The 23,827-nt window shown below is 68.1% G+C and carries 20 protein-coding genes; 11 read left to right on the top strand and 9 right to left on the bottom strand.

Annotated elements, in window-relative coordinates:
- The first annotated feature begins 13 nt into the window (after positions 1–13).
- Complete coding sequence (locus ACIUM1_RS04625; protein ID WP_406816094.1) at positions 14–2,395, top strand: RelA/SpoT family protein; 2,382 nt, start codon at positions 14–16, stop codon at positions 2,393–2,395.
- 12 nt (positions 2,396–2,407) lie between these two features.
- Here the strand turns inward: ACIUM1_RS04625 and ACIUM1_RS04620 are convergent, their stop codons facing one another.
- Positions 2,408–4,168 (bottom strand): protein kinase domain-containing protein, encoded by a 1,761-nt coding sequence (locus tag ACIUM1_RS04620; RefSeq protein WP_406816093.1) that lies wholly within the window; start codon positions 4,166–4,168, stop codon positions 2,408–2,410.
- Between the two features lie 219 nt (positions 4,169–4,387).
- Positions 4,388–5,281, bottom strand: coding sequence for a peptidylprolyl isomerase (locus ACIUM1_RS04615; protein WP_406816092.1), 894 nt, complete (start codon positions 5,279–5,281; stop codon positions 4,388–4,390).
- Positions 5,282–5,381: 100 nt separating this feature from the next.
- On the opposite strand from ACIUM1_RS04615, the gene ACIUM1_RS04610 reads away from it, so the two are divergent.
- From ACIUM1_RS04610 to ACIUM1_RS04600, 3 genes are read left to right on the top strand one after another with little or no spacing between them, the layout of a single operon-like run.
- Positions 5,382–6,038, top strand: coding sequence for an MBL fold metallo-hydrolase (locus ACIUM1_RS04610; RefSeq protein WP_406816091.1), 657 nt, complete (start codon positions 5,382–5,384; stop codon positions 6,036–6,038).
- Positions 6,039–6,041: 3 nt separating this feature from the next.
- Complete coding sequence (gene hisS / locus ACIUM1_RS04605) at positions 6,042–7,313, top strand: histidine--tRNA ligase (protein ID WP_406816090.1); 1,272 nt, start codon at positions 6,042–6,044, stop codon at positions 7,311–7,313.
- 36 nt (positions 7,314–7,349) lie between these two features.
- The gene (locus ACIUM1_RS04600; protein WP_406816089.1) at positions 7,350–8,840 is read left to right on the top strand and encodes an HNH endonuclease signature motif containing protein; all 1,491 of its coding nucleotides are present in this window, start codon (positions 7,350–7,352) and stop codon (positions 8,838–8,840) included.
- 4 nt (positions 8,841–8,844) lie between these two features.
- Here ACIUM1_RS04600 and ACIUM1_RS04595 read toward each other — a convergent pair whose 3' ends face one another.
- Together ACIUM1_RS04595 and ACIUM1_RS04590 are read right to left on the bottom strand one after the other, a co-directional pair.
- A complete protein-coding gene (locus ACIUM1_RS04595) occupies positions 8,845–9,069 on the bottom strand; it encodes a deoxyribodipyrimidine photolyase (RefSeq protein WP_406816088.1) in 225 nt (74 codons plus the stop codon).
- A 120-nt stretch (positions 9,070–9,189) separates the two neighbouring features.
- Positions 9,190–10,125, bottom strand: coding sequence for a pyridoxamine 5'-phosphate oxidase family protein (locus ACIUM1_RS04590; protein WP_406816087.1), 936 nt, complete (start codon positions 10,123–10,125; stop codon positions 9,190–9,192).
- A gap of 111 nt (positions 10,126–10,236) precedes the next feature.
- Here ACIUM1_RS04590 and ACIUM1_RS04585 point away from each other — a divergent pair, with 111 nt between their 5' ends.
- Complete coding sequence (locus ACIUM1_RS04585) at positions 10,237–11,265, top strand: Rv2578c family radical SAM protein (protein ID WP_406816086.1); 1,029 nt, start codon at positions 10,237–10,239, stop codon at positions 11,263–11,265.
- 1 nt (position 11,266) lies between these two features.
- Here ACIUM1_RS04585 and ACIUM1_RS04580 read toward each other — a convergent pair whose 3' ends face one another.
- On the bottom strand, positions 11,267–12,865 hold the full coding sequence (locus ACIUM1_RS04580) for a purple acid phosphatase family protein (protein WP_406816085.1): 1,599 nt from the start codon (positions 12,863–12,865) through the stop codon (positions 11,267–11,269).
- A gap of 88 nt (positions 12,866–12,953) precedes the next feature.
- On the opposite strand from ACIUM1_RS04580, the gene ACIUM1_RS04575 reads away from it, so the two are divergent.
- Entirely contained in the window at positions 12,954–13,382 is a 429-nt protein-coding gene (locus ACIUM1_RS04575; RefSeq protein WP_406816084.1) for a hypothetical protein, read from the top strand.
- 56 nt (positions 13,383–13,438) lie between these two features.
- On the opposite strand, the gene ACIUM1_RS04570 is transcribed toward ACIUM1_RS04575, so the two are convergent.
- Together ACIUM1_RS04570 and ACIUM1_RS04565 are read right to left on the bottom strand one after the other, a co-directional pair.
- Complete coding sequence (locus ACIUM1_RS04570) at positions 13,439–14,317, bottom strand: neutral zinc metallopeptidase (RefSeq protein ID WP_406816083.1); 879 nt, start codon at positions 14,315–14,317, stop codon at positions 13,439–13,441.
- A 59-nt stretch (positions 14,318–14,376) separates the two neighbouring features.
- Complete coding sequence (locus ACIUM1_RS04565; protein WP_406817529.1) at positions 14,377–15,246, bottom strand: oxidoreductase; 870 nt, start codon at positions 15,244–15,246, stop codon at positions 14,377–14,379.
- Between the two features lie 92 nt (positions 15,247–15,338).
- Here ACIUM1_RS04565 and aspS point away from each other — a divergent pair, with 92 nt between their 5' ends.
- From aspS to ACIUM1_RS04550, 3 genes are read left to right on the top strand one after another with little or no spacing between them, the layout of a single operon-like run.
- Positions 15,339–17,126: an aspartate--tRNA ligase gene (gene aspS, locus ACIUM1_RS04560; RefSeq protein WP_406816082.1), complete on the top strand. Its 1,788-nt coding sequence runs from the start codon at positions 15,339–15,341 to the stop codon at positions 17,124–17,126.
- A complete protein-coding gene (locus ACIUM1_RS04555) occupies positions 17,123–17,557 on the top strand; it encodes a nitroreductase family deazaflavin-dependent oxidoreductase (RefSeq protein ID WP_406816081.1) in 435 nt (144 codons plus the stop codon). The genes aspS and ACIUM1_RS04555 overlap by 4 nt, the downstream gene beginning before the upstream one ends.
- A 3-nt stretch (positions 17,558–17,560) precedes the next feature.
- Entirely contained in the window at positions 17,561–18,619 is a 1,059-nt protein-coding gene (locus tag ACIUM1_RS04550) for an FUSC family protein (protein WP_406816080.1), read from the top strand.
- A gap of 5 nt (positions 18,620–18,624) precedes the next feature.
- On the opposite strand, the gene ACIUM1_RS04545 is transcribed toward ACIUM1_RS04550, so the two are convergent.
- A complete protein-coding gene (locus tag ACIUM1_RS04545; RefSeq protein ID WP_406816079.1) occupies positions 18,625–19,014 on the bottom strand; it encodes an MmcQ/YjbR family DNA-binding protein in 390 nt (129 codons plus the stop codon).
- A 126-nt stretch (positions 19,015–19,140) separates the two neighbouring features.
- Between ACIUM1_RS04545 and ACIUM1_RS04540 the strand changes: the two genes are divergently transcribed.
- Positions 19,141–20,082 carry a transglutaminase N-terminal domain-containing protein gene (locus ACIUM1_RS04540; RefSeq protein ID WP_406816078.1) on the top strand — a complete coding sequence of 314 codons (942 nt, stop codon included), beginning with the start codon at positions 19,141–19,143 and terminating at the stop codon, positions 20,080–20,082.
- Positions 20,075–21,130: a putative zinc-binding metallopeptidase gene (locus ACIUM1_RS04535; RefSeq protein ID WP_406816077.1), complete on the top strand. Its 1,056-nt coding sequence runs from the start codon at positions 20,075–20,077 to the stop codon at positions 21,128–21,130. The genes ACIUM1_RS04540 and ACIUM1_RS04535 overlap by 8 nt, the downstream gene beginning before the upstream one ends.
- On the opposite strand, the gene ACIUM1_RS04530 is transcribed toward ACIUM1_RS04535, so the two are convergent.
- Positions 21,127–23,742 carry a circularly permuted type 2 ATP-grasp protein gene (locus tag ACIUM1_RS04530; RefSeq protein ID WP_406817528.1) on the bottom strand — a complete coding sequence of 872 codons (2,616 nt, stop codon included), beginning with the start codon at positions 23,740–23,742 and terminating at the stop codon, positions 21,127–21,129. The genes ACIUM1_RS04535 and ACIUM1_RS04530 overlap by 4 nt on opposite strands.
- Positions 23,743–23,827 lie beyond the last annotated feature (85 nt).

Genomic DNA, 23,827 nt, shown 5'->3' with positions numbered 1-23,827 from the left:
GGAGGTGACTAACGTGGCGGACGATCAGAGCACCGCGCAGGCGCTCAAGACGCCTGCCGAGCCGCCGGTTGCCGAGCAGCCCGCTGCGCCGGCCGCCGAGCCCGCGGAGCCACCCACCGAATCGCTGAAAACGTCCAGCAGCGCGTCGCGGCGGGTCCGGGCCAGGCTGGCCCGCCGGATGACCGCCCAGCGCAGCACGCTCAACCCGGTGTTGGAACCGCTGGTGGCGGTGCACCGGGAGATCTACCCGAAGGCGAACGTGTCGCTGCTGCAGCGGGCCTTCGAGGTCGCCGACCAGCGGCACGCCACCCAGTTACGCCATTCCGGTGACCCCTACATCACCCACCCACTGGCCGTCGCCACGATTCTGGCCGAATTGGGCATGGACACCACCACTTTGGTGGCCGCGCTGCTGCACGACACCGTCGAGGACACCGGGTACACGCTCGAGCAGCTCTCCGAGGAGTTCGGGGAAGAGGTCGGCCACCTCGTCGACGGGGTGACCAAGCTGGACCGGGTGGTGCTGGGCAGCGCCGCCGAGGGCGAGACCATCCGCAAGATGATCACCGCGATGGCCCGCGACCCCCGGGTGCTGGTGATCAAGGTCGCCGACCGGCTGCACAACATGCGCACCATGCGGTTCCTGCCGCCGGAGAAGCAGGCCCGCAAGGCCCGCGAGACGCTGGAAGTCATTGCGCCCCTTGCGCATCGGTTGGGTATGGCCAGCGTCAAGTGGGAACTGGAAGACCTGTCGTTCGCGATCCTGCATCCCAAGAAGTACGAGGAGATCGTGCGGCTGGTCGCCGGGCGTGCGCCCTCGCGGGACACCTACCTGGCCAAGGTCCGGGCCGAGATCGTCAACACCCTGAACGCGTCCAAGATCAAGGCGACGGTGGAGGGCCGGCCCAAACACTACTGGTCGATCTACCAGAAGATGATCGTCAAGGGCCGAGACTTCGACGACATCCACGACCTGGTCGGCATCCGCATCCTGTGCGACGAGATCCGGGACTGCTATGCCGCTGTCGGCGTGGTGCATTCGCTGTGGCAGCCGATGGCGGGACGGTTCAAGGATTACATCGCCCAGCCGCGCTACGGCGTTTACCAGTCGCTGCATACCACCGTGGTAGGGCCGGAAGGCAAGCCGCTGGAGGTGCAGATCCGCACCCGCGACATGCACCGCACCGCCGAATACGGCATTGCCGCGCACTGGCGTTACAAGGAAGCCAAGGGGCGCAACGGCGTTCCGCATCCGCACGCCGCCGCCGAGATCGACGACATGGCCTGGATGCGCCAGCTGCTCGACTGGCAGCGGGAGGCCGCGGACCCGGGTGAGTTCCTCGAGTCCCTGCGCTATGACCTTGCGGTGCAAGAGATCTTCGTGTTCACCCCCAAGGGCGATGTGATCACCCTGCCCAACGGTTCCACGCCGGTGGACTTCGCCTACGCGGTGCACACCGAGGTCGGCCACCGCTGCATCGGCGCCCGCGTCAACGGCCGGCTGGTGGCGCTGGAACGCAAACTGGAAAACGGGGAAGTCGTCGAGGTTTTCACGTCCAAGGCGGCCAACGCCGGGCCGTCGCGGGACTGGCAGCAGTTCGTGGTCTCACCGCGCGCCAAGGCCAAAATCCGGCAGTGGTTCGCCAAGGAGCGCCGCGAGGAGGCGCTCGAATCCGGTAAGGATGCCATGGCCCGCGAGGTGCGCCGCGGCGGACTTCCGTTGCAGCGCTTGGTCAACGGCGAAACGCTGGCGGCGGTGGCTCGCGAGCTGCACTACACCGACGTGTCGGCGCTCTACACGGCGATCGGCGAGGGGCATGTGTCGGCCCGGCACGTCGTGCAGCGACTGCTCGCCGAAATCGGTGGCATCGATCAGGCCGAAGAGGACCTCGCCGAACGGTCCACGCCGACAACGATGTTGCGCCGTCCACGCAGCAGCGACGACGTCGGCGTCTCGGTCCCTGGTGCCCCGGGTGTGCTGACCAAGCTGGCGAAATGCTGTACCCCGGTGCCCGGCGACCAGATCATGGGTTTCGTCACCCGCGGCGGCGGGGTGAGCGTGCACCGCACCGACTGCACCAACGCGGCCTCGCTACAGCAACAGTCAGAGCGCATCATCGAAGTCCATTGGGCGCCGTCTCCGTCGTCGGTGTTCCTGGTGGCCATCCAGGTCGAGGCGCTCGACCGGCACCGGCTGCTGTCTGACGTCACACGGGTACTGGCGGACGAGAAGGTCAACATCCTGTCCGCATCGGTCACCACGTCTGGCGACCGAGTTGCCATCAGCCGCTTCACCTTTGAGATGGGCGACCCTAAACATCTCGGCCACCTGCTCAACGTGGTGCGCAACGTCGAAGGCGTCTACGACGTCTACCGCGTTACGTCCGCGGCGTGAGCCGGCCGGGTCCTAGCTCAGTCGCACCGAGGTGATCTTCACCGGGTTGGTGGGCGCACCGCTCTGCCGGTCGCCGGCGACGCCGGCCCGGGCGATCTTGTCCAGGGTCGCCAGGCCGGTCTGGTCGATGGTGCCCAGCACCGTGCTCTGCGGCTCCATCTCGGAATCTCGGTAGATCAAGGTGAATTGGCTGCCATTGGTGTTGGGTCCCTCGGTGGCCATCACAATGGTTCCGCGCGGATACACCACCGTCGCGCGCAGCGCGGGGTCGTCGGGCTTGTATTGGTCCGCGGGGTACTCGTCGGCGAATTCGTAACCGGGACCGCCCGATCCGTCCACATCGGGGCCGCCACACAGCAGCGACCCGCCGTCTTGCGAGCTGATCAACCGGGCGCACTGGGTGTTGTCGAAGAACTGCTGTCTGACCAGGCTGACGAAGCTGTTCACCGTGCACGGCGACTCCGAATTGGCGAGCTGGATGGCGATGTCACCGAAGTTGGTGGAGATGACGGCACCGATCCGGGGTGGACTGGTGGACACCCGGCCCGACTGCGGTGGGTTCACCGGCCGGCCCCCCGGATCGGGCACCGAGTGATATTGGCAGTTGGCGCCCAGATCGGGCGGAGGTGCGAACACCGGCAACGGCGGCGCCGTAGCCGACGCCGGGCCGCTGGACCCGGGCCGGCCGGGCACCCGCGCCCGGGCCTGGGTGGAGGCTGTCGCGCTGTCGGCCGAACCGTGGCTCTGCGTCACCAACGCGATGACCAGGACCGCCACCGCGGCCAGCGCCAGCGCCGACGCGCCGGCGACGCCGACCATCGCACGCCGCGACCGCGTCGGGCGGCCATCATGCCGCGGCGCATCGGATTTGCTGTCCGATGGGGGAGCCCCGGGTCCCGGCGGCGAGGCACCCGACGGTCCCGCCAGGCTGGGCGTCGTCGCCATGCCACCGCCGACCAACACCGCTCTTGCGGCCTCAGCGAGCTCAATTGCAGTCTGGTACCGCTGTTCGGGGTCCTTGGCCATGCCCCGGGCGACCACGGCGTCGAAGCCCGACGGCACACCGGGTGCGGCTACCGATGGTCGCGGCGGCGGCGCGTTCAGGTGCGCGTTGAGCTGCTCTTCGAGGCTCTCTCCGGCGTAGGGTCGCTTGCCGGTCAAGCACTCGTGCAAAACACAGGCCAGCGAGTAGACGTCGGCACGGTGATCCGTTTTGCCTTTGAAGCGCTCGGGCGCCATGTACGCGACGGTGCCCATCGTGGCACCGGTCTGCGTGAGATGGGTGTCGGCCTCCGTTCGGGCAAGGCCGAAGTCGATCAGGTAGACGAAATTGTGTGCGGTGGTGATCAAGATGTTCATCGGTTTGATGTCGCGGTGGATCAACCCCGCCTGGCGGGCGCTGTCCAGCGCCGCCGCCACCTGCTCGATCACCGCGACGGTTTGTTCGGGGCTGAGCCGGTCACCGTTTTCGCTGATGTACTGGGACAAGTGGCGGCCCTCGATGAGCCGCATGTCGACGTAGAGCCGACCGTCGAGCTCGCCATAGCTATGGATGGGCACCACGTGCGGGTCATTGAGATTCGCCGCTATGCGCGCCTCCCGGCGGAAACGCTGCTGAAAGTCCTGATCCTCAGCCAGATGCGGCGGAAGCACCTTCAGAGCTACGACCCGGTCGGTGGTTGAGTCGTAGGCGCGGTACACGCGTCCCATCCCGCCGCGCCCCAACAAATCCAATATTCGGTAATGGCCGAATGAGTCTGGATCCAGATTCACCCAACGACCATAAGCTCTGGGCGGTGCACGCCGGGCGAATCCCGCCGATCAGGAGGGAGTTTGGTGGTGACCCGCTTCGCCCGGCTACGCCGCGCTCGCGATCGCCACTAATTCCGATGGTGGCGACCCGCTTCGCCCGGCTACGCCGCGCTTGCGATCGCCACTAATTCCGATGGTGGCGACCCGCTTCGCCCGGCTACGCCGCGCTTGCGATCGCCACTAGTCGAGCGCCACCGAGGTGATGGTCACGTCGGTGGCGGGTGCACCGTCCTCGCCGCCGCCGGCGACGCCGGCCTTGGCGATCTTGTCCAGGGTGGCCAGCCCGTCGGGCTGGATGGTGCCGAACACGGTGTACTGCGGCGGCAGCTGGGAGTCCTTGTAGACCAAGAAGAATTGGCTGCCGTTCGTGCCGGGCCCGGCGTTGGCCATGGCCAGGGTGCCGCGCGGGTAGACGACGGGCTCCTGCGCCTTGGGGTCATTCGGCGGAAACTGGTCGGTCGGGTACTCGTTGGCGAACTGGTAGCCCGGACCGCCCGTGCCGTCGCCCTTAGGGTCGCCGCACTGCAGCACACCCAGGCCCGGCGAGGTGGTCAGCCGATGGCACTTGGTGTTGTCGAAGTATTTCTGGCCGACCAGGCTCGCGAAACTATTGACTGTGCACGGTGATTCGTTGTTCGCCAGCATCAGGCCGATGTGCCCCTGGTTGGTCACCATGCTGACGCTCACCTGCGCCGGATCGGTCGGCACCTTGCCGCTCCGCGGCGGCTTGACCTGCTTGGCCGCCGGCTCGGCTGAGGCCGGGTACTGACAGTTGGCGCCCAGGTCGGCCGACGGCTTGAAGGGCGGCAGCGGCGCGGCGGACGGCGTCGGTCCGGCGGGCGTCGTCGACTCCGGCGCGCTGCTGGTGGTCGTCGACGCCGCGGTGTTGCTCTTGTGGTCGTCGTGCTTGGTGTTGACCAGCGTGATCACCACCGCCGCGATCACGGCCACGGCCACGATCGAGCCGGCCGCGATCAGCACGATCCGGCGCGTCTTGGCTTGCTTCGCACGCCGCTCCAGCTGGCGTTCGAGCTTGCGTTTGGCGTTGGCGCGTCGCTGTTCGTTGGTCGGCACGGCCGATATGCCTCCATGATCCTTACGGGTGAGGTGCCAGCTCAGGCTAATGTGGGCGCCGCGACTGGTGTCAAGTGGGGCCCGTGGGAAACTGGGAACCGTGTTGATCACCGGATTCCCCGCCGGCATGTTGCAGTGCAACTGCTACGTGCTGGCCGAGCGGCCAGGAACGGATGCCGTCATCGTGGATCCGGGGCAGCGGGCGATGGGCCCGCTGCGAACCATCCTGGACAAGAACCGGCTGACGCCGGCCGCGGTGCTGCTGACCCACGGGCACATCGACCACATGTGGTCGGCGCAGAAGGTGTCCGACACCTTCGGTTGTCCGACCTACATCCATCCCGAGGACAGGTTCATGCTCACAGACCCGATCTACGGCCTGGGCCCGCGCCTGGCGCAGATGGTGGCGGGCGCCTTCTGGCGGGAGCCCAAGCAGGTCGTTGAGCTGGACCGCGACGGCGACAAGCTGGACTTGGGCAGCGTGACCGTCAACGTCGACCACACGCCCGGGCACACCCGCGGATCAGTGGTATTCCGGGTCGCCGGGGACGAGGACGTCGTGTTCACCGGTGACACGCTCTTCGAACGCGCGGTGGGCCGCACCGACCTGTTCGGCGGCAGCGGCCGCGACCTGCTGATGTCGATCGTCAATAAGCTTCTGGTGCTCGACGACAAGACCGTCGTGCTGCCGGGGCATGGCAACTCCACCACCATCGGCGCCGAGCGGCGCCTCAACCCGTTCCTCGAAGGCCTGTAGCCCGTGCCTGACGTCTCAGCGTTCGCCGCGCCGAAAGGCGTGCCCGACTACGTCCCGCCGGATTCGGCGCAGTTCGTCGCGGTGCGCGACGGCCTGCTCGGCGCCGCCCGCCGGGCCGGCTACGGCGATATCGAGCTGCCCATCTTCGAAGACACCGCCCTGTTCGCCCGCGGCGTCGGTGAATCCACCGACGTGGTGTCCAAAGAGATGTACACGTTCGCCGACCGTGGCGATCGTTCGGTGACGCTGCGGCCGGAGGGCACTGCCGGCGTGGTGCGCGCGGTCATCGAACACGGGCTGGACCGCGGCGCACTGCCGGTCAAACTCTGTTACGCGGGGCCGTTTTTCCGTTATGAACGTCCGCAGGCCGGGCGCTATCGCCAGTTGCAGCAGGTCGGGGTGGAGGCGATCGGCGTCGACGACCCGGCTCTGGACGCGGAAGTGATCGCGATCGCCGACGCCGGCTTCCGCTCGCTCGGGCTCGACGGATTCCGCCTGGAGATCACCTCGCTGGGCGATGACAGTTGCCGCCCGCAATATCGGGAACTGTTGCAGGACTTCCTTTTTGGGCTGGACCTGGATGAGGAGACGCGACGGCGGGCACAGATCAATCCGCTGCGGGTGCTCGACGACAAGCGGCCAGAGGTGCGTGCCATGACGGCCGAGGCGCCGGTGCTGCTCGATCACCTGTCCGATGCGGCCAAGCAGCATTTCGACACCGTGCTGGCGCACCTGGACGCGATGGGAGTGCCCTTCGTGATCAATCCCCGGATGGTGCGCGGTCTGGACTACTACACCAAGACCACCTTCGAGTTCGTCCACGACGGTCTGGGCGCACAGTCCGGCATCGGCGGTGGCGGTCGCTACGACGGCCTGATGCGCCAGCTCGGCGGACAAGACCTGTCCGGCATCGGGTTTGGCCTCGGCGTGGACCGTACCCTGCTGGCGCTGCGCGCCGAGGGCAAGAGCGTGGGGGAGACCGCGCGTTGCGACGTGTTCGGCGTGCCGCTGAGCGAGCAGGCCAAGTTGCGGCTGGCGGTGCTGGCCGCAGAGTTGCGCGCCGGCGGTGTGCGCGTCGACATGGCCTACGGCGACCGCGGACTCAAGGGCTCGATGCGCGCCGCCGATCGCTCCGGTGCCAGGATCGCGCTGGTCATCGGCGACCGCGACATCGAGTCGGGCAGCGTCGGGGTCAAGGATCTCGGCACCGGGGAGCAGGTTCCCGTCGCCTTGGATTCCGTTGTCGCCGAGGTGCTCGGGCGGCTCGGCCGCTGAGGTTGAGTGTCATAGCCGCGTGGCATAATCGAACGCGTGTTCGAGGATGTGCGGGCTCGGTTCACCGAGCAGTTTGAGCGTTGCTATCCGTCGGTGACGCCGGTGTCGAGGGGCCTGCTGGGGCGGATCGGTGTCGCCGCGCGGGCCGAGAATCGGGCCGCGGCTGCGCAGTTGGTGGCCATCGGCGAGTTGTTTTCGTACCGGTTGTCACGGTGTTCGGAGACCGAGCAGTGGGCGGTGGATACCGAGGCGGCGGTCAGTGCGGAGGTGGCCGCCGAGTTGCGCATCGGTCAGGGACTGGCGGCAAGTCGGGTGCGTTATGCCCGCGCGATGCGCGAGCGGCTGCCGCAGGTCGGTGCGGTGTTTGCCGCCGGCGATATCGACTACCGGATGTTTCAAACGATGGTGTTCCGCACCGATTTGATCACCGACCCTGAGGTGTTGGGTGCTGTGGATGGCGTGCTGGCCGCGCACGTGACCAGGTGGCCGTCGCTGAGTCAGGGACGGCTGGCCGCGCAGGTGGACAAGGTGGTGGCGCGGGCCGACGCGGACGCGGTACGGCGCCGCAAGCAGCGGGTGGCCGATCGCGAGATCTGGATGGCCGATGCCGGCGATGGCCTGTGGCATCTGGAAGGCAGCCTGTTGAGCCCGGATGCGCATGCGCTGGATCAGCGGTTGAATGCGTTGGCGGCCACGGTGTGTGAGCATGATCCGCGCAGCCGGGAGCAGCGCCGCGCCGATGCGTTGGGCGCGTTGGCCGCCGGTGCGGATCGGTTGGGGTGCCGGTGCGGACGATCGGATTGCGCGGCGGGGAAACGGCGCGCCGCCGGCCCGGTGGTGGTTCATGTGATCGCCGAGCAGTCCACGCTGGGCGGCGGCCAGGCGCCGGGCGTCGAGATGGGTGCTGGCGGGCTGATCCCGCCGGAGCTGCTCGCCGAAGTGGCCGCCTCGGCCAAGCTGGTGCCGCTGGTCCATCCCGGTGATGCGCCGCCGGAGCCCGGTTACCTGCCGTCCAAGGCGCTGGCCGATTTCGTGCGCTGCCGGGATCTGACGTGTCGTTGGCCGGGCTGCGACCGCCCGGCCACCGACTGCGACCTCGACCACACGATCCCGTATGCCGACGGCGGCCCCACGCACGCGTCCAACCTGAAGTGTCTTTGCCGCACACATCATTTGGTGAAGACATTTTGGGGATGGCGCGATACCCAATTGCGCGACGGCACGTTGATCCTGACCTCACCGACTGGGCAAATCTACGTCACCATTCCGGGCAGCGCACTGCTGTTCCCCAATTTATGCGTCCCCACTGGGGCGTGCCCCACGCCGACGGCCAGTAGCGTGGAGCGATGCGCCGACCGGGCGGCAATGATGCCCCGACGCCGGCGTACGCGGGCGCAAGACCGTGCCGCTCGCGTCGCCGTCGAACGCCGCCGCAATCGAATGGCACGCAACGTCGAAAAGCCTTCGTATGCTTGGGATTACGCCTCAACCCAGGGCGTCGGAGATGGTGAGCCGCCGCCGTTCTAGCACGTCATTTTTTGCTGGGAATGATGATGACGACGATCAATGTCAGGATAGAGAAGAACAGCCCGAGAATTCCCCAGCCCAGTGGATTGCGGCCCTTCATCATGGCGATGATTCCGCAGACTATTGCGGCGATAATGCTGCCGATGGCGACGAAAATTCCTTTGATGCCACGGAGGATAAAGCCGGCCGCGACGGGGTCCGAACTCGCCAGAATCACCTGGTGCAACATGACAGGTCCTTTCGTGAGGGGCCCCGAGGTAATACCCGAACAAATGTCGCGTGAAACCGCACTCCCGAATTACTCGCTCACCCGAAAATCGCGTTATTGCTGAGGGATTTCGACGATCGGCTACGACGTCAGCAGCGGGTTGTGTGGGTAGGGGACATGGTCGGTTTCGCTCACGGAGTGCAGGGTGGTCGTGATCACCTGCTGCGGGATGAATTTCACACGACGTCCGGTGTGGGCGTCGTCGCCGACGGCGGGAACGCCCCAAAGCACGGACGCGGTGCCGGACAGCTGAAGCACTGTGCTGCTGGGGAAGTCGACGAACAACAGGGCCGCGGCGGGGTCCACGGCAAGGTTGCCGAAGCTGTTGAACATGTTGTTGCCCGGGTAATCCGGCCACCACAGGTAGTCGTGTGCTATCCGGACGAAACCCGCTGGGCCCCCGCGATGGGAGGCGTCGTTTCCATAGTCGGGGTGTGTGGTGCCCAGAAAGAAGGTGTCCGCGGCGCGCACCAGGGCGTTGTCTTCCGGCCGTAATGCCTCCCCGCTGAACAGCCGTGACCGGCTGGTGTCGGGCGGCGGTGACCCGATGTGGAGTCGGCGTTGCTGAATGTATTGCGGGCAGTTGCCATAGGCCTGCTCGACATCGACCATCAGGCCGCCGGCGCCGACCGACGCGAGGAAGCCGTTGACGCGCACGCGGCGCCGCGTACCGAAGTCGATGGCGATCAAACCGACCGGCTGCCCGTCAGGCAGTCCGGATAGCGGATCGGCGTCGGGCAGTGTCGTGTCGATCCACAATGTGTTCGACGACGCGGGCCGCAGCAAGCCGGGCGCCCCGAGCAGCGGCGAAGTCCACAGACGTCCGGTCCGGTCGCGTGCGGTCAACGCCGCGAACGTCGTCTCGGCGAGGAACGCGGCCACGCCGGAGCGCAACTCGCCGCGGGAGACCATCGGCGCCAGCCGCGCGGCCTGCAGCTGCACACCGGCCCGTCGTTGAACAGCCAGCTCACCGCCGTGGAATCCCGTGCCGGCTGACCGCGCCGCAGTGTTCGCCATCGTGGTTTCCTTCCTGCCACCGCTTCTTAGGGTTAGAACCGAGGGCACCGGTGCCGATATTTCAACGCGGCCGCACTTGACTCGCTGTCGAACTAATGTTCGAATAGGCACGTGCGGTGGGCAAATCAGGCTGTCGCGGTCAACGGGAAGCCGGTCGAGGACGGGGCGCTGCCGGGGCTGCAGCGCATCGGCTTCGTGCGCAGCGTGCGCTCGCCCCAGTTCGACGGGATCACCTTCCACGAGGTGGTGTGCAAGTCGGCGCTGAACAAGGTGCCCAACGCGGCGGCGCTGCCCTTCCGCTACACCGTCAACGGCTACCGCGGCTGCTCGCACGCCTGCCGGTACTGTTTCGCCCGGCCCACCCACGAATACCTGGAGTTGGACTGCGGCAACGACTTTGACACTCAGGTCGTCGTCAAGACCAACGTCGTCGAGGTGCTGCGGCGCGAGCTGCGGCGGCCGTCCTGGCAGCGCGAGACCGTCGCACTGGGCACCAACACCGATCCTTACCAGCGGGCCGAGGGGCGCTACGCGCTGATGCCGGGCATCATCGGCGCGCTGGCCGAATCGGGCACACCGCTGTCGATCCTGACCAAGGGCACGCTGTTGTGCCGCGACCTGCCACTGATCGCGGACGCCGCGGCGCAGGTTCCGGTTTCGGTCGCGGTGTCGCTGGCCATCGGCGATCCGGAACTACACAAGGACGTCGAGCCCGGCACGCCGACACCGCAGGCCCGGCTGGGCCTGATCAGCGCGATCCGCGCCGCCGGGTTGAACTGTCATGTGATGGTGGCGCCGGTGCTGCCACATCTCACCGACTCCGTCGAACATCTCGACGGGCTGCTCGGCCAGATCGCGGCGGCCGGTGCCGGCAGCGTCACGGTTTTCGGCCTGCACCTGCGGAGCTCGACGCGGGGATGGTTCATGGCGTGGCTGGCGCGCTCGCATCCCGAGTTGGTCGACCGCTATCGCGAATTGTACCGGTGCGGCGCATATTTGCCGCAGGGTTATCGCAACATGTTGCGGGAGCGGGCCGCGCCGCTGATCGCCAAGCATCGACTGGCCGGCGACCACCGCCCGTTCTCGCAAGCTGTGTCGGCCGCGCCGGCGCCGGAACCCGTTCAGGCAACGCTTTTTTGAGCTAGCCGGCCCGGTCACCGCGCGGCTTGGTGAGCGTGAATTCGTCGATCACGGCGACCTCGCCGAACGGGCCGCGCAGCGCGTAGTGCGTAGCCTTGATCGAGGTGTTACCGCCGGGCCGGCCCGGATCGACGTCGAAAGCCGCGAAGCCGTACGGGTTCTCGCGGTCGCGAAAGGCCGACCACGGCGCGTCCTCCAAAACGTAGACCGGGGCCTTGCGGCCCAGCCCGGGATCGAATGCGCCCACTCCGGTCAGCACCCGGCACCGGGGCTCGGGGAAGAACATCGCGTTGCTCGGCGCCGAGGTGCCGCCGCCCCCGATGACCAGGTGCACCGTGCCGCGCGTGGCGTCGATGACATCGGTTCGGGTGTCGACCGGTACCGGCGTGCGGGTGTCGGTGCCCAGCGTGCCGCGCAACGGATGTGAGCGTTCGTAATGGTGTTCGTGACCGCACACCACGAGATCGACCTGGTACTGGTCGAACAGCGGCAGCCACTCCTCGCGGATGCCCAGGTCGGCGCCGTTGGTCTTGTCGGCGGTGGAGATCGCCGTCTGATGCATGCACACCACGATCCAGTCGATGTCCGGGTCACGCCGGGCGGCGGCGAGTTCGTCTGCCAGCCAGCGCTTTTGCTCTCCGCCGGAGTAGCCGTGCACGTAGAAGCTGCCGCCGTCCTGAAAGGCGACGTCGTCGTTGCTCAGGCTGATTACCCGCACCGAGCCGGCGGTGAACGAGTACCACATGCCGAGGGTCTCGGGGCTCGATCCGGACTCGGGCACCGCGAAGTAGGCCTGATAGGCCCCGTAACCGATTGGCCCGTTGCCCAATTCGTTTTCATGATTGCCGGCCGCCGGCATCCAGGGCCGGTATCGCGCCGAGCGGGTGTTGTTCTCGAACCAGTTCGACCAGGTCCGCACCCGGTCCCGGGCCAGGTTGGCGTAGCACAGGTCGCCGTTGACCAGATTGAACAGCGGGCCCATCCGTTCGATCGCCATGGTGGTGTCGGCTGCGGCCGGCGAGCCGATGTTGTCGGTGGCGTAGCGGCCGTCGGGCATCTTGGCCAGCGCCGGTGTGGATTGGTCACCGAAGCTGGTGAACAGCAGGCGTTTCCGGCCTTTCGGCGCCGTGCGCACGGTGCCCTGCTCCGGTTGCGCGCCGTCGTGCACCGCGGCGTACACGTAATCGGTGTCCGGGGTGAGATTGGTCAGCCGGGCGTGGTTGACCCGAACTTCTGTGTTGGACTTGGCGTCTCGGTAGGTACGCGTCTCCGCGGCCACTGTGCGACCGAAGCCGGATGCCGGCGTCCCGAGCGAAACGCGCGGATTGCGGACCGCGTCGGTGGTATGCCAGGACACCACCACTTCGGTGCCGGCGTCCTTCCCGAACTGCAGATGCAGCCCACCCACCGGCGGTGCGCCGTGGCGATCGGGCTGCAGCCAGGGCATCGGGCCGCGCGGGCGTGACCACAGCAGCACGGCACCGCCCCCGATCCCCGCCCCCAGAGCGGCCGACGCCCCGGTCGTCAGCAACCGGCGGCGGGTCACCGCCGCTTCGGCGCTATCGGCCCGGTCGGGGGCCGGATGCGGGTCATCGCTCATGCTTGCTTCATACCCGAGCCGGGCGACCGCGGGCACAGCTGCCGGTAAACAGCGAACCCGCGTTAACGAATCCGGTAGCGTTTTCGATATGACAGACGTGCAGAAGACAGCGAGCGCGATCTCAGCGGTCATCCTGGCAACGGCCGCGGGGGCGGTGCTCACGCCGGCTACGGCGCATGCGGATGGCCACCAGGTGACCTACACCGTGAGCAGCCCGAACAATGTGACCGCCAACGTCTCGTACGTGAACGCCGACCCGCCCAGCCAGGCCGCTTACGCCGCGGACCCGTCGAAGTTCTCGACCAGCGTGCAAGCCCCCCTCAGCGGCGGAACGCCGGTCACCTACACCGCCACCCTGGCGAACCCGAACCAGTATGCGAGCATCACCGCCAGCGGCATGCTGCACTGGCCGGATTCGGGCAATGGCCCGGCCCAATTCCACTGCGAGATCGCCGTGGACGGCCAGGTGGTCGCGCACGCGGACGCCACCACCACCGTTACCTGCCGACCCAGCTAATCAGCCGGCAAACACGTACATCCACGCGGTCGCGCCGGCACCTCGACTAAAACGGGCTAACCCAGATCGGGCGCTGCGAACGTGTCACACGCTTTCACATCACCGGTCTGGTACCCCACGGTGAACCAATGCTGGCGCTGCTCGGACGATCCGTGCGTCCAGGACTCGGGGTTGACCCGCCCGGTGGATTGCTTCTGGATGCGGTCATCGCCCACCGACGCCGCGGCCGAGAGGGCGTCCGCAATGTCCTTGTCGCTCAACGGTTCCAGGTAGGGCACGCCGGTGCTCTCCTGCTTGACCGTGGAGGCGTAGTGCGCCCAGATCCCGGCGTAGCAGTCGGCCTGTAGCTCGGTGCGCACGCCGTTGCCGCCGGCGCCCTGCGCGCCCTGCTGCGAGCGGCCCAGCAGACCCTGCAGCTGCTGTACGTGGTGGCCGTATTCGTGGGCCACCACATACTCCTGGGCGAACGGCCCACCGCTGGAACCGAATCGGTCGACCAGTTCCTTGAAGAAGCCGGTGTCGAAGTACGCCGTCTGGTCGACCGGGCAGTAGAACGGCCCGACCGCGGTGGTGGCCGCCCCGCAGCCGGTGTCCACCTGCCCGGTGAACAGCCGGACGTGGGGGCGAGTGTAACCGGGCAGCAGTTGGTGCCACACCGCGTCCACGGAGTTGCCGGTGGCGATCACGCGGCATTGGACGTACTTGTTGGCGTCGGCGCCGGTCTTGCACTGGCTCAGGTCGAAGCCCGGCGCCGAGTAGCCGCCGGTGTTCGCCTGCTGGGAGTTCATCACGCGGCCAGGGTCGACGCCCAAAAACAGCGCCCCGATGAGAATCAGCAGCCCCAGGCCGCCGCCCCCGACGGCCATCCCCATCCCACCCCCGCCGGACGACGACGCGGTGCTGGTGTCGATCTGCATGCCCTCGTTGAAGGTCATGACGCTCTCCTAACGGTGAAGCTGGTGTCGACGCGTTCGCGGGGGAACATGACAACAACTTAGCCGGGGCCGTCGCTGGCCGCGGCCAGTAAGGGCACTATGACGTCGCTGATCGGGGTGGCCAGGCCGTGGGCCCGGCCTTTGCGAATGATCACGCCGTTGCGGTTGTCCCACTCCATCCGCCGGTGCTGTTCGGCGTCGGTCAGGATCGATGTGCCCATGTCTTCGGCGACGTTGCGGAACATGTCCACCAATTCGTCGACCACGCCGTCGGCCAACCGGGCGCCCTCGGCCCGCGCGACGGCCAGACACTCGGCGACATAGCGGCGCGACAGCGCGGCGACGTCGTCGCGGCGGAACATCCCGGACCGCCTGCGCGCCAGTGCCATGAACCCGGCCAGCGCGTTGGTGAGTAGCTTGTGCCAGGCCGCGGTGATGATGTCGGGGTCGCAATCCACCCGGCAGCCGGCGCCGCGCAGCAGTTCGGCGACGGTCTCCCCGGACGGCCCGCTGGGCAGGACCAGGGCCGCCTCGGTGCGCAACCGCACCCAGCCCTCGGGCTGGGCCTGGGCCGAGTACCACACGATCGCGGGGAGGACGGGGGACAGCGGGCAGAGCGGTCGCACCTGCTCGACCTGCTCCACGCCGTTTTGCAGCACCACGACGATGGTGTGGGCGTCGCACAGCCGGGCCAGCCAGCCGGCCGCCGCCTCGTTCTGGGTGGCCTTGACGGCCAGCAGCACCACGTCCACCGGCCCGGTCACCTCGGCGGGATCGGTGTGCACCGGCCCCGGGACGACGATCGGGTCGGCCCCGTCGGGCCGCAGTTCGATGGTGTCCCGCGGGGTACGCCCGCACACCATGACCGAATGGCCCGCCCGGTACAGCAGCGCGGCGGCCGTCGTGCCGACGGCGCCGGGACCGACCAGGGCGATGTTGGTAGCAGCGTCTGTGACGATGCCATCGAAATTACCTGCTTTAGACTGGGCACTCGTTCAAGCCGGGTGAGTAGGAGTCTTTTGTGCTGCGCAGTCATGCCGCGGGTTCGCTGAGGAGTGGCGACGCCGGGCAGCAGGTGACGCTGGCGGGCTGGGTGGCCCGTCGCCGCGACCACGGCGGTGTCATCTTCATCGACCTGCGCGACGCCTCCGGGATCGCCCAGGTCGTGTTCCGCGAAGGCCTCGAAGAGGGGCAGGTACTGGCCCAGGCGCACCGGCTGCGCGCCGAGTTCTGTGTCGCGGTGACCGGTGTGGTCGAGATTAGGCCCGAGGGCAACGCCAACCGCGAGATCGCCACCGGTGACATCGAGGTCAACGCCACCTCGCTGACGGTGCTGGGGGAGAGCGCCCCGCTGCCGTTCCAGCTCGACGAGCCCGCCGGGGAGGAAACCCGGCTGAAATACCGATACCTGGATCTGCGCCGCGACCGTCCCGGGGCGGCAATTCGTTTGCGCTCCAAGGTAAATGCCGCCGCGCGGTCGGTGCTGGCGCGGCACGACTTCGTCGAGATCGAGACGCCGACGATGACGCGCTCGACACCGGAAGGCGCGCGCGACTTTCTGGTGCCGGCCCGGCTGCAGCCCGGCTCGTTCTACGCGTTGCCGCAGAGTCCGCAGCTGTTCAAGCAGTTGCTGATGGTGGCCGGCATGGAGCGCTACTACCAGATCGCCCGCTGCTACCGCGACGAGGATTTCCGCGCCGACCGCCAGCCGGAATTCACCCAACTCGACTTGGAGATGAGCTTCGTCGAGGCCGAGGACATCATCGCCATTTCGGAGGAGGTGCTGTCCGCGCTGTGGGCGTTGATCGGCTATCAGATCCCGACGCCCATCCCGCGGATCAGCTACGCCGACGCGATGCGGCGATTCGGCTCCGACAAGCCCGACATGCGCTTCGGACTCGAGCTCGTCGACTGTACGGAGTTCTTCAAAGACACCACATTTCGCGTCTTCCAGGCGCCGTACGTCGGCGCCGTGGTGATGCCGGGCGGGGCCTCGCAGCCGCGCCGCACGCTGGACGGCTGGCAGGAGTGGGCCAAGCAGCGCGGCCACCGCGGGCTGGCCTATGTGCTGATCGCCGAGGACGGCACGCTGGGCGGTCCGGTCGCCAAGAACCTGTCCGACGCCGAGCGCGCCGGCCTTGCCGCGCACGTCGGGGCCAAGCCCGGCGACTGCGTCTTCTTCTCGGCGGGTCCGGCCAAGCCGTCCCGGGCGCTGCTGGGCGCCGCCCGCGGTGAGATCGCCCACCGGCTCAACATGATCGACCCCGACGCCTGGGCGTTCGTCTGGGTGGTGGACCCGCCGCTGTTCGAGCCCGCCGACGACGCGACCGCCGCCGGCGACGTCGCCGTCGGGTCGGGGGCGTGGACCGCCGTGCACCACGCGTTCACCTCGCCCAAGCCCGGCCACGAGGACGCCATCGAGACCGATACCGGCAACGTGCTCGCCGATGCCTACGACATCGTCTGCAACGGCAACGAGATCGGCGGCGGCTCGATCCGTATCCACCGCCGCGACGTTCAGGAGCGGGTGTTCGCGGTGATGGGCCTGGACCATGCCGAGGCCCAGGAGAAATTCGGATTCCTGTTGGAGGCGTTCACCTTTGGCGCGCCGCCGCACGGCGGGATCGCGTTCGGCTGGGACCGGATCAACGCGCTGCTGTCCAGGTTCGACTCCATCCGTGAGGTGATCGCCTTCCCGAAGACCGGCGGCGGGGTCGACCCGCTCACCGACGCGCCGGCGCCGATCACCGCACAGCAGCGCAAGGAGTCCGGAATAGACGCCAAACCCAAGCGGGTTGACGAGGCATGACTCAACAAACTCCGGACCCCGCATTCATCAACGACTTCAACGAGAAGATCATCGCGGAGTTCCGCGCCAACGACGGCAAGGTCGGCGGCCAGTTCGCCGACGCCAACCTGTTGCTGCTCCACACGACCGGCGCCAAGTCCGGTCAACCCCGCACATCGCCGCTGGCCTACTTCCACATCGACGACAGACTCATCATCATCGGCTCGTTCGCCGGTGCACCCAAGGACCCGGCCTGGGTGCACAACCTGCGGGCCAACCCGCAGGCGCGTGTGGAAATCGGCACGGACGCATTTAATGTCGCCGCCCGGGAGCTGCCCGCCGACGACCGTGCCGCCCTCTTCGACAAGATCACCGCCGTCGCACCGGGCTTCGCCGAGTACCAGGCCAAGACCACCCGGGTGATTCCGCTGTTCGAGTTAAACCGGACCTAGCCGGTGGGCACTTCGCGGCCGGCGGTGCCCTCGCTGGGCCTCGCCGTCGCGCGTGCCGGCACCAAACGGCTGCGGATGGTGTGGTTCAACCTGGTGCAGACCGCGGTGGCCGCGGGGCTGTCCTGGTACCTGGCCCACGATGTGCTGGCGCACCCGCAGCCCTTCTTCGCGCCGATCGCCGCCGCGGTGTCGTTGTCGACCAGCAATGTGCTCCGCGGGCAGCGCGCCGTGCAGATGATGATCGGGGTGACCCTGGGGATCGGGGTGGGCTCGCTGGTGCAGGACCTGCTCGGGCCCGGCGACGTGCCCATCGCGGTCGCCGCCGCGCTGGCGCTGGGCGCCGCGGTGTTCATCGGGGGCGGCTTCATCGGGCACGGGATGATGTTCGCCAATCAGACGGTGGTGTCGGCGATCCTGGTGCTGGCCCTGTACCGCGGCGGCGTCGGCCTGGAACGCATCTTCGACGCCCTGATCGGCGGTGCGGTGGCCATCGTTTTCGCGGTCCTGTTGTTCCCCGCCGATCCGCGCAAGGTGCTGCGCAACGCCCGGGTCGGCGTGCTCGGCGTGCTGCACGACGTCCTGTCCCGGGCCGCGGACGTCGCCGCCGGACGCACGGCGCCGCCGCCGGACTGGCCGCTGACCGCCGTCGACCGGGTGCACGAGCGGCTCAGCGGGCTACTCGAGGCGCGCACCACCGCCCGCAACGTCGTCACCATCGCACCCCGCCGATGGGGCCTGCGGGCCGTCATCCAGGCCGCCGATCACCAGGCCGTGCACGTGGGCCTGCTGGCCGGCTCGGTGCTGCAACTGGCCCGCGCCGTCTCGGACGGCGGCCGCGAACGCCTTCCGCAGTCCGTGCCCACCGTGCTGGTGGTGCTGGCGGCTGCGACCGCGCTCGCCGACTCCGATCCCGCCGGTGCCTGCGCGTACACGGCTTCGGCGCACCGGCAGGCCGCGGAATTACAGTCCGGCGCGCGCGAGAAGGCGCAGGTGGTTTTCGCCGAAGTCCTTAGCGCCTGCGTCGACGACCTGCAACGCGTCATCGACCTTCGGCACGCCTGAGCCGTTCAGCGCGAGTCGGCCAGGAACTCCTGAACCAGTTTCCGCGGCGCCTGGGTCAGCCACGCCTCGGTAATCAGCTCCTCGAGGGCGCGCACCGAGATTTCGGCCAGGTTGACCAGCACCGCGGGATAGCCGTCGAAATGCGGGGTGGTGAAGTAAATATCGGGCTCGTCGTCGATCAGCGCGAACTTGACGCCCTCGTCGGACACCCGAACGCCGAGGATGTCGCCCCCCGGTGGTTGCGGGCCCTCGCGCTCCAGCGCCTCGCGCTCGGAGGGCCGCAGCGGCCGCTCCCAGGCCAGCAATTTCTTGCCGACCCGCCAGTCGTGCGGTGACGGCTCGGAGGTGAGTGCCAACTCACCAACGATGCGGGCGACGTCGCCCCACGTGGCCACAACACGATTGTGCTCTCGTTTTGGCGGGAGCGCCGTCGGATCGGCAAACGGTGGGCGGCGCGACGTCGCGCGGACCCCGTGCAAACCGGCCGACATGTGATGAGATCAGCGGTGAGGAGGAAGCGCTTGCCAGCAGCACCAGGCGAACCGGGGCCCGGGGTCGGCCGCCGCCACCGGATAACCCATCGCACCGAATACCGCTACTCCGACGTCGTGACCAGCTCGTACGGCCGCGGATTTCTCACCCCGCGCGACTCGCTGCGGCAGCGCTGCGTCGCGCACCGGCTGGTCATCGAGCCGGCCCCCGCCGACAGCTCCACCAGCGTGGACAGTTACGGCAACATCAGCTCCTACTTTCACGTGACCGAGCCGCACCGCGCCCTGAAGGTGACCAGCGATTCCATCGTCGACGTCTATCCGCCGGGCCCGGATTCCTCCACCGGCGGGCCGGCGACCCAGCCGTGGGAGGCGGCCCGGCCGGCCGGGCCCAGCGGAGCCCTGGCGACCGAGTTCACCCTGGACCTGAATCCGCCGGAGATCACCGACGAGATCCGCGACTATGCGGCGCCCAGCTTCACACCCGGGCGACCGCTGATCGAGGTGTTGCGCGAGCTGGCGTCGCGCATCTTCACCGACTTCACCTACCGGTCGGGATCGACGACGATTTCCACCGGAGTCAAGGAGGTTCTGGCCGCCCGCGAAGGGGTATGTCAGGACTTTGCCAGGTTGGCGATCGCCTGCCTGCGAGCCAACGGGTTGGCGGCCAGTTACGTATCCGGTTACCTGGCCACCGACCCGCCACCCGGAAAGGATCGGATGATCGGCATCGACGCCACCCACGCCTGGGCGGCCGTGTGGACTCCGCAGCAAGCTGGCCGATTCGAATGGCTGGGGCTTGATCCCACCAACGACCAGATGGTCGACGAGCGCTACATCGTCGTGGGTCGGGGTCGCGACTACGCGGACGTCCCGCCACTGCGCGGCATCATCTACACCAACTCGGAGCACAGCGTGATCGACGTCGCCGTCGACGTGGTGCCATTCGAAGGCGACGTGCTCTATGCGTGACTTCACCTGCCCCAACTGCGGTCAGCGCCTGACCTTCGAGAATTCCACCTGCCTGAATTGCGGCAGCGCCCTTGGTTTTTCACTCGACCAGATGGCACTGCTGGTGATTTCGGAGGACGACACCGGCGAGCACGCCGGTTTCGTGCCGGCCGCCGAATATCAGTTGTGTGCCAACCTGTTGCTCGCCGAATGCAATTGGCTGGTCCCGGTCAACACCCCCCGGCTGTTGTGTGCATCCTGCGCGCTGACGATCGAGCGGCCCAACGACGCCGACACCGTCGGGATGGCCGAATTCGCCCGCGCCGAAGCCGCCAAACGCAGGCTGATCGCCGAGCTGCACGAGTTGAAGCTGCCGATCGTCGGGCGGGACAAGGATCCCGACTACGGGTTGGCCTTCCGGCTATTGTCCAGCGCGCACGAGAAGGTGATGACCGGACACGAAAACGGGGTCATCACCATCGATTTGGCCGAGGGCGACGACGCGCACCGCGAGCAGCTGCGCGTGGAGATGGACGAGCCGTACCGGACCCTGCTGGGGCACTTCCGCCACGAGATCGGCCATTACTACTACTACCGGCTGATCGCACCGTTCAGCGACTACGTCGAGCGGTTCAACGAGCTGTTCGGTGACCACGAGGCCGACTACCAGGAGGCGCTGGACCGCCACTACAGCGAGGGAGCGCCCGAGGGCTGGCAGGAGAACTTCGTGTCGTCCTATGCCACCATGCATCCCGCCGAGGACTGGGCCGAGACGTTCGCCCACTATTTGCACATCCGTGACACGCTGGACACCTCGGCGTGGTGCGGGCTTGCGCCGGCGTCGGCGACGTTCGATCGGCCCGCTCTGGGCCCCAGCGCTTTTCAGACGATCATCGACATGTGGCTGCCGCTGTCGTGGTCGCTGAACATGGTGAACCGGTCGATGGGACACGACGACCTCTACCCGTTCGTGCTGCCGGTCGCGGTGCTGGAGAAGATGAGGTTCATCCACACCGTGGTCGATGAGGTGACCTCGGAGTCGCGCGGACGCGCCTCGGCGGCAGGCTAGGCCGGCATCACCCGCCGTTCGTCGGGACCCCAAATCGGTTGCATGCCACCGGGCAGCGTCAACTGGGTGGTGGTGATGAGCTCGGCCAGGTTGCGCAGCTCGGCGTGCACCGAGGCGAGCAGCTCCGCCAGCTCGGCACGCCGGCCGTCGCCGCTGACCCGTTCGAGCTCGGCGGGATGAGACCGCCGCAGCAGGGTGCCGATCTCGTCCACCAGCCGTTCCGGGCGCGACGACCCCGACGAGCCGGGCAGGTCCTTGAGATTGCTCCGCAGCCGCTCCAACTGGTACAGCAGCGACCGTGGGTTCTGCGCGTCGAACAACATCAGCTCTGCCATGGCGGCCACGCTGACCTTGCCCACCGTGCGGCGCCGGTAGATGACCGAGGACTCGCAGGCGACCAGGGTGGACTCGATGACGGTTTCCTCGGCCGCGGCGCCGCGGCCGACCGTTAATGTTGCCTGCAGCAACGCCGTCAGCCACAGCCCGCGTTCGATCCGCTTGCCGACGTCCATCATCGTCCAGCCCACGTCGCGCACCATCGACTCGTTGGCCACCCCCGACAGGGTCAGCATGCCGGCCAGCGTCTGCGCATGAGCCGCGGTGAGCAGGGCGTCGGCCTCGGAAAGTGATTCCGGCGGTTCGCTTTTCAGTGCCAGGGCACGCTCCACCGCGGCCAGCACCATCCAGGTGTCGTTGGACATCTGGTCGCGCACCGCCCGCGCCGCCAGCGCCAGGCCCTCCACCGATTGCACCAGGGAGCCGGGCCGGTTCGGATCGACGGTGAGCGACCACAGCGTGGACGGGGCGATCGCGATCATCTCGGCGTGGTCGCCGTCGCTGTCGGCCGCGATGTCGGTGCCGGTGATGCGGCCCAGCGCCGTCATGAGCACCGGCACGCATTCGCTTTCCTCGCTGTGCTGGTGGTGGCGGTAGACGTGGAACCGGTCGCGGGCGACGATCAGCAGCCGCGCCATGCTTTCCGCCCGCTCACCGTAGCGGCCGATCCAGAACAGGTCGGACAGTACGCGCGGCGAGCTGACGCCCCAGGTACCCGCGGCCGTCTTCGCCGGCGGCTGGGGTGTCGGAAAGCCGACCGCCTCGGCGCGCGCCCGCTCGGTGGGCCTGACCCAGACATCCTTGGCCGCAATGGTTTTCAGGGTGTATGCGGCAGGTCCGGGGGCCAGCACGTAGCCGATGCCGCCGATCATCGGCGCGTAGCCGCCCCGCTGGGCGACGGTGAACAAACGGATGCCCACCCCCGTCGACGACAACACGCCGGCGTGGTCGGTCGGCGCGGAGGAGAATTGCGGCAGCTCCTGGCCGACCCACTGCCACGGCATCTGCTCGATGCGGGCCGCCAGCTGCGTCAGTTGCCGAGACGAAAGCGTGGGCCCGACAAGGGCTTTCTCACCAATGGTCGACTTCACCAACAACGACGACAGGTTCGCCAGCAGGTGGGAGCGCTCACTGGCGATGCCGCCCCAGTACACCTGGGCGGTGGGCAGCTGCAGCGTCTCCGACAACAGGTGCTGGGCCATCTCGGGCAGAAAACGCAGCAGCCCAGGGCTTTCCAGAACACCGCTGCCCAGCGTGTTGACGACCGTCACCGTCCCGCGCTGCTGGGCCTCCACCAAACCGGCCACCCCGAGCCGGGAGTCGGCGCGCAGATCCAGCGGGTCGGTGTACTCGGCGTCGACCCGGCGCAAAACGACGTCGACGCGCTTCAGGGTGCCCAGCGAGCGCATCCACAACATGCCGTCACGCACCACCAGGTCGGCGCTTTCCACCATCGGAAAACCCAGCAGGGTGGCCAGATACGCCTGGTCGAACGCCGTCTCGGAATAGATGCCCGGGGACAGCACCACCACGACCGGGTCCTGTGCGTCGTCCGGTGCCGCGTCGATCAGCGCCAGCCGCAGCGCCTGGGCGAACGGTGTCATCGGGCGCGGCGCGATGCGCTCGTAGAGGTCGGGAATCGAGTGTGCGACCACGCGCCGGTCGGCCAGCGCATAGCCGGCTCCCGAGGGCGCCTGGGTGCGGTCACCGTTGACGACGAACGCGCCGTCGGGTCGGCGGCTGACATCGCAGGCATGCATGAAAAGCTGATGGCGCCCGGGAATGTGGATTCCCGTGGCCGCACGCACGTACCCGGGGTGACCGAACAGCAGCTCGGGAGGCAGCACGCCTTCGGTCAGCAGGCTGCGCGGCCCGTACAGGTCGGCCAGCACGGCGTCGAGCACCCGCGAGCGTTGCAGCAGGCCGGCCTCGAGCACCTCCCAGTCGGCCGCAGACAGCACGATCGGCAACGTGTCCAGCTGCCAGGGCCTGGGCTCCAGGCCGCGACCGCCCGGCTCGACGTCGGTGTAGGTGATGCCGTCGTTGTCGATGAGGCCGCGCACCACCGAGCGCAGCCGGTCCAGGCCGGCGCGGCCGCGCTCCGCGATGGCGTCGGCCAGCTCGGCCCAGGCCGGGCGCACGTTGCCGTCCCGGTCGACGAACTCGTCGTAGCCGCTCGCCGGACCGTGCCGCAGATCGAACAGCGCCTCCTGGGCCCGTGCGGCGCGGTATCCGGCCAGCAGCCGATCGGCGTCATAGTGCGCGGTGCCGGCCATCGAGCCGGGCCCAGCCGCTGCGCCGGTGCCGAATGTCATGTCCGCAAACGCATTACCGCGCAACGGTACGCAAACCCGCGCGCAG

It is taken from the genome of Mycobacterium sp. M23085, assembly GCF_045343915.1.
GTDB lineage: Bacteria > Actinomycetota > Actinomycetes > Mycobacteriales > Mycobacteriaceae > Mycobacterium.
The sequence above is the reverse complement of the archived record's forward strand: the minus strand, read 5'-3'. Positions and strand labels throughout refer to the sequence as shown.

Bases quoted from the DNA above. Each gene is read 5' to 3' on its own strand.
- ACIUM1_RS04595 (WP_406816088.1), bottom strand. From the start codon at position 9,069: ATGTTGCACCAGGTGATTCTGGCGAGTTCGGACCCCGTCGCGGCCGGC.
- ACIUM1_RS04590 (WP_406816087.1), bottom strand. From the start codon at position 10,125: ATGGCGAACACTGCGGCGCGGTCAGCCGGCACGGGATTCCACGGCGGT.
- ACIUM1_RS04580 (WP_406816085.1), bottom strand. From the start codon at position 12,865: ATGAGCGATGACCCGCATCCGGCCCCCGACCGGGCCGATAGCGCCGAA.
- ACIUM1_RS04575 (WP_406816084.1), top strand. From the start codon at position 12,954: ATGACAGACGTGCAGAAGACAGCGAGCGCGATCTCAGCGGTCATCCTG.
- ACIUM1_RS04570 (WP_406816083.1), bottom strand. From the start codon at position 14,317: ATGACCTTCAACGAGGGCATGCAGATCGACACCAGCACCGCGTCGTCG.
- ACIUM1_RS04555 (WP_406816081.1), top strand. From the start codon at position 17,123: ATGACTCAACAAACTCCGGACCCCGCATTCATCAACGACTTCAACGAG.
- ACIUM1_RS04535 (WP_406816077.1), top strand. From the start codon at position 20,075: ATGCGTGACTTCACCTGCCCCAACTGCGGTCAGCGCCTGACCTTCGAG.
- ACIUM1_RS04530 (WP_406817528.1), bottom strand. From the start codon at position 23,742: ATGGCCGGCACCGCGCACTATGACGCCGATCGGCTGCTGGCCGGATAC.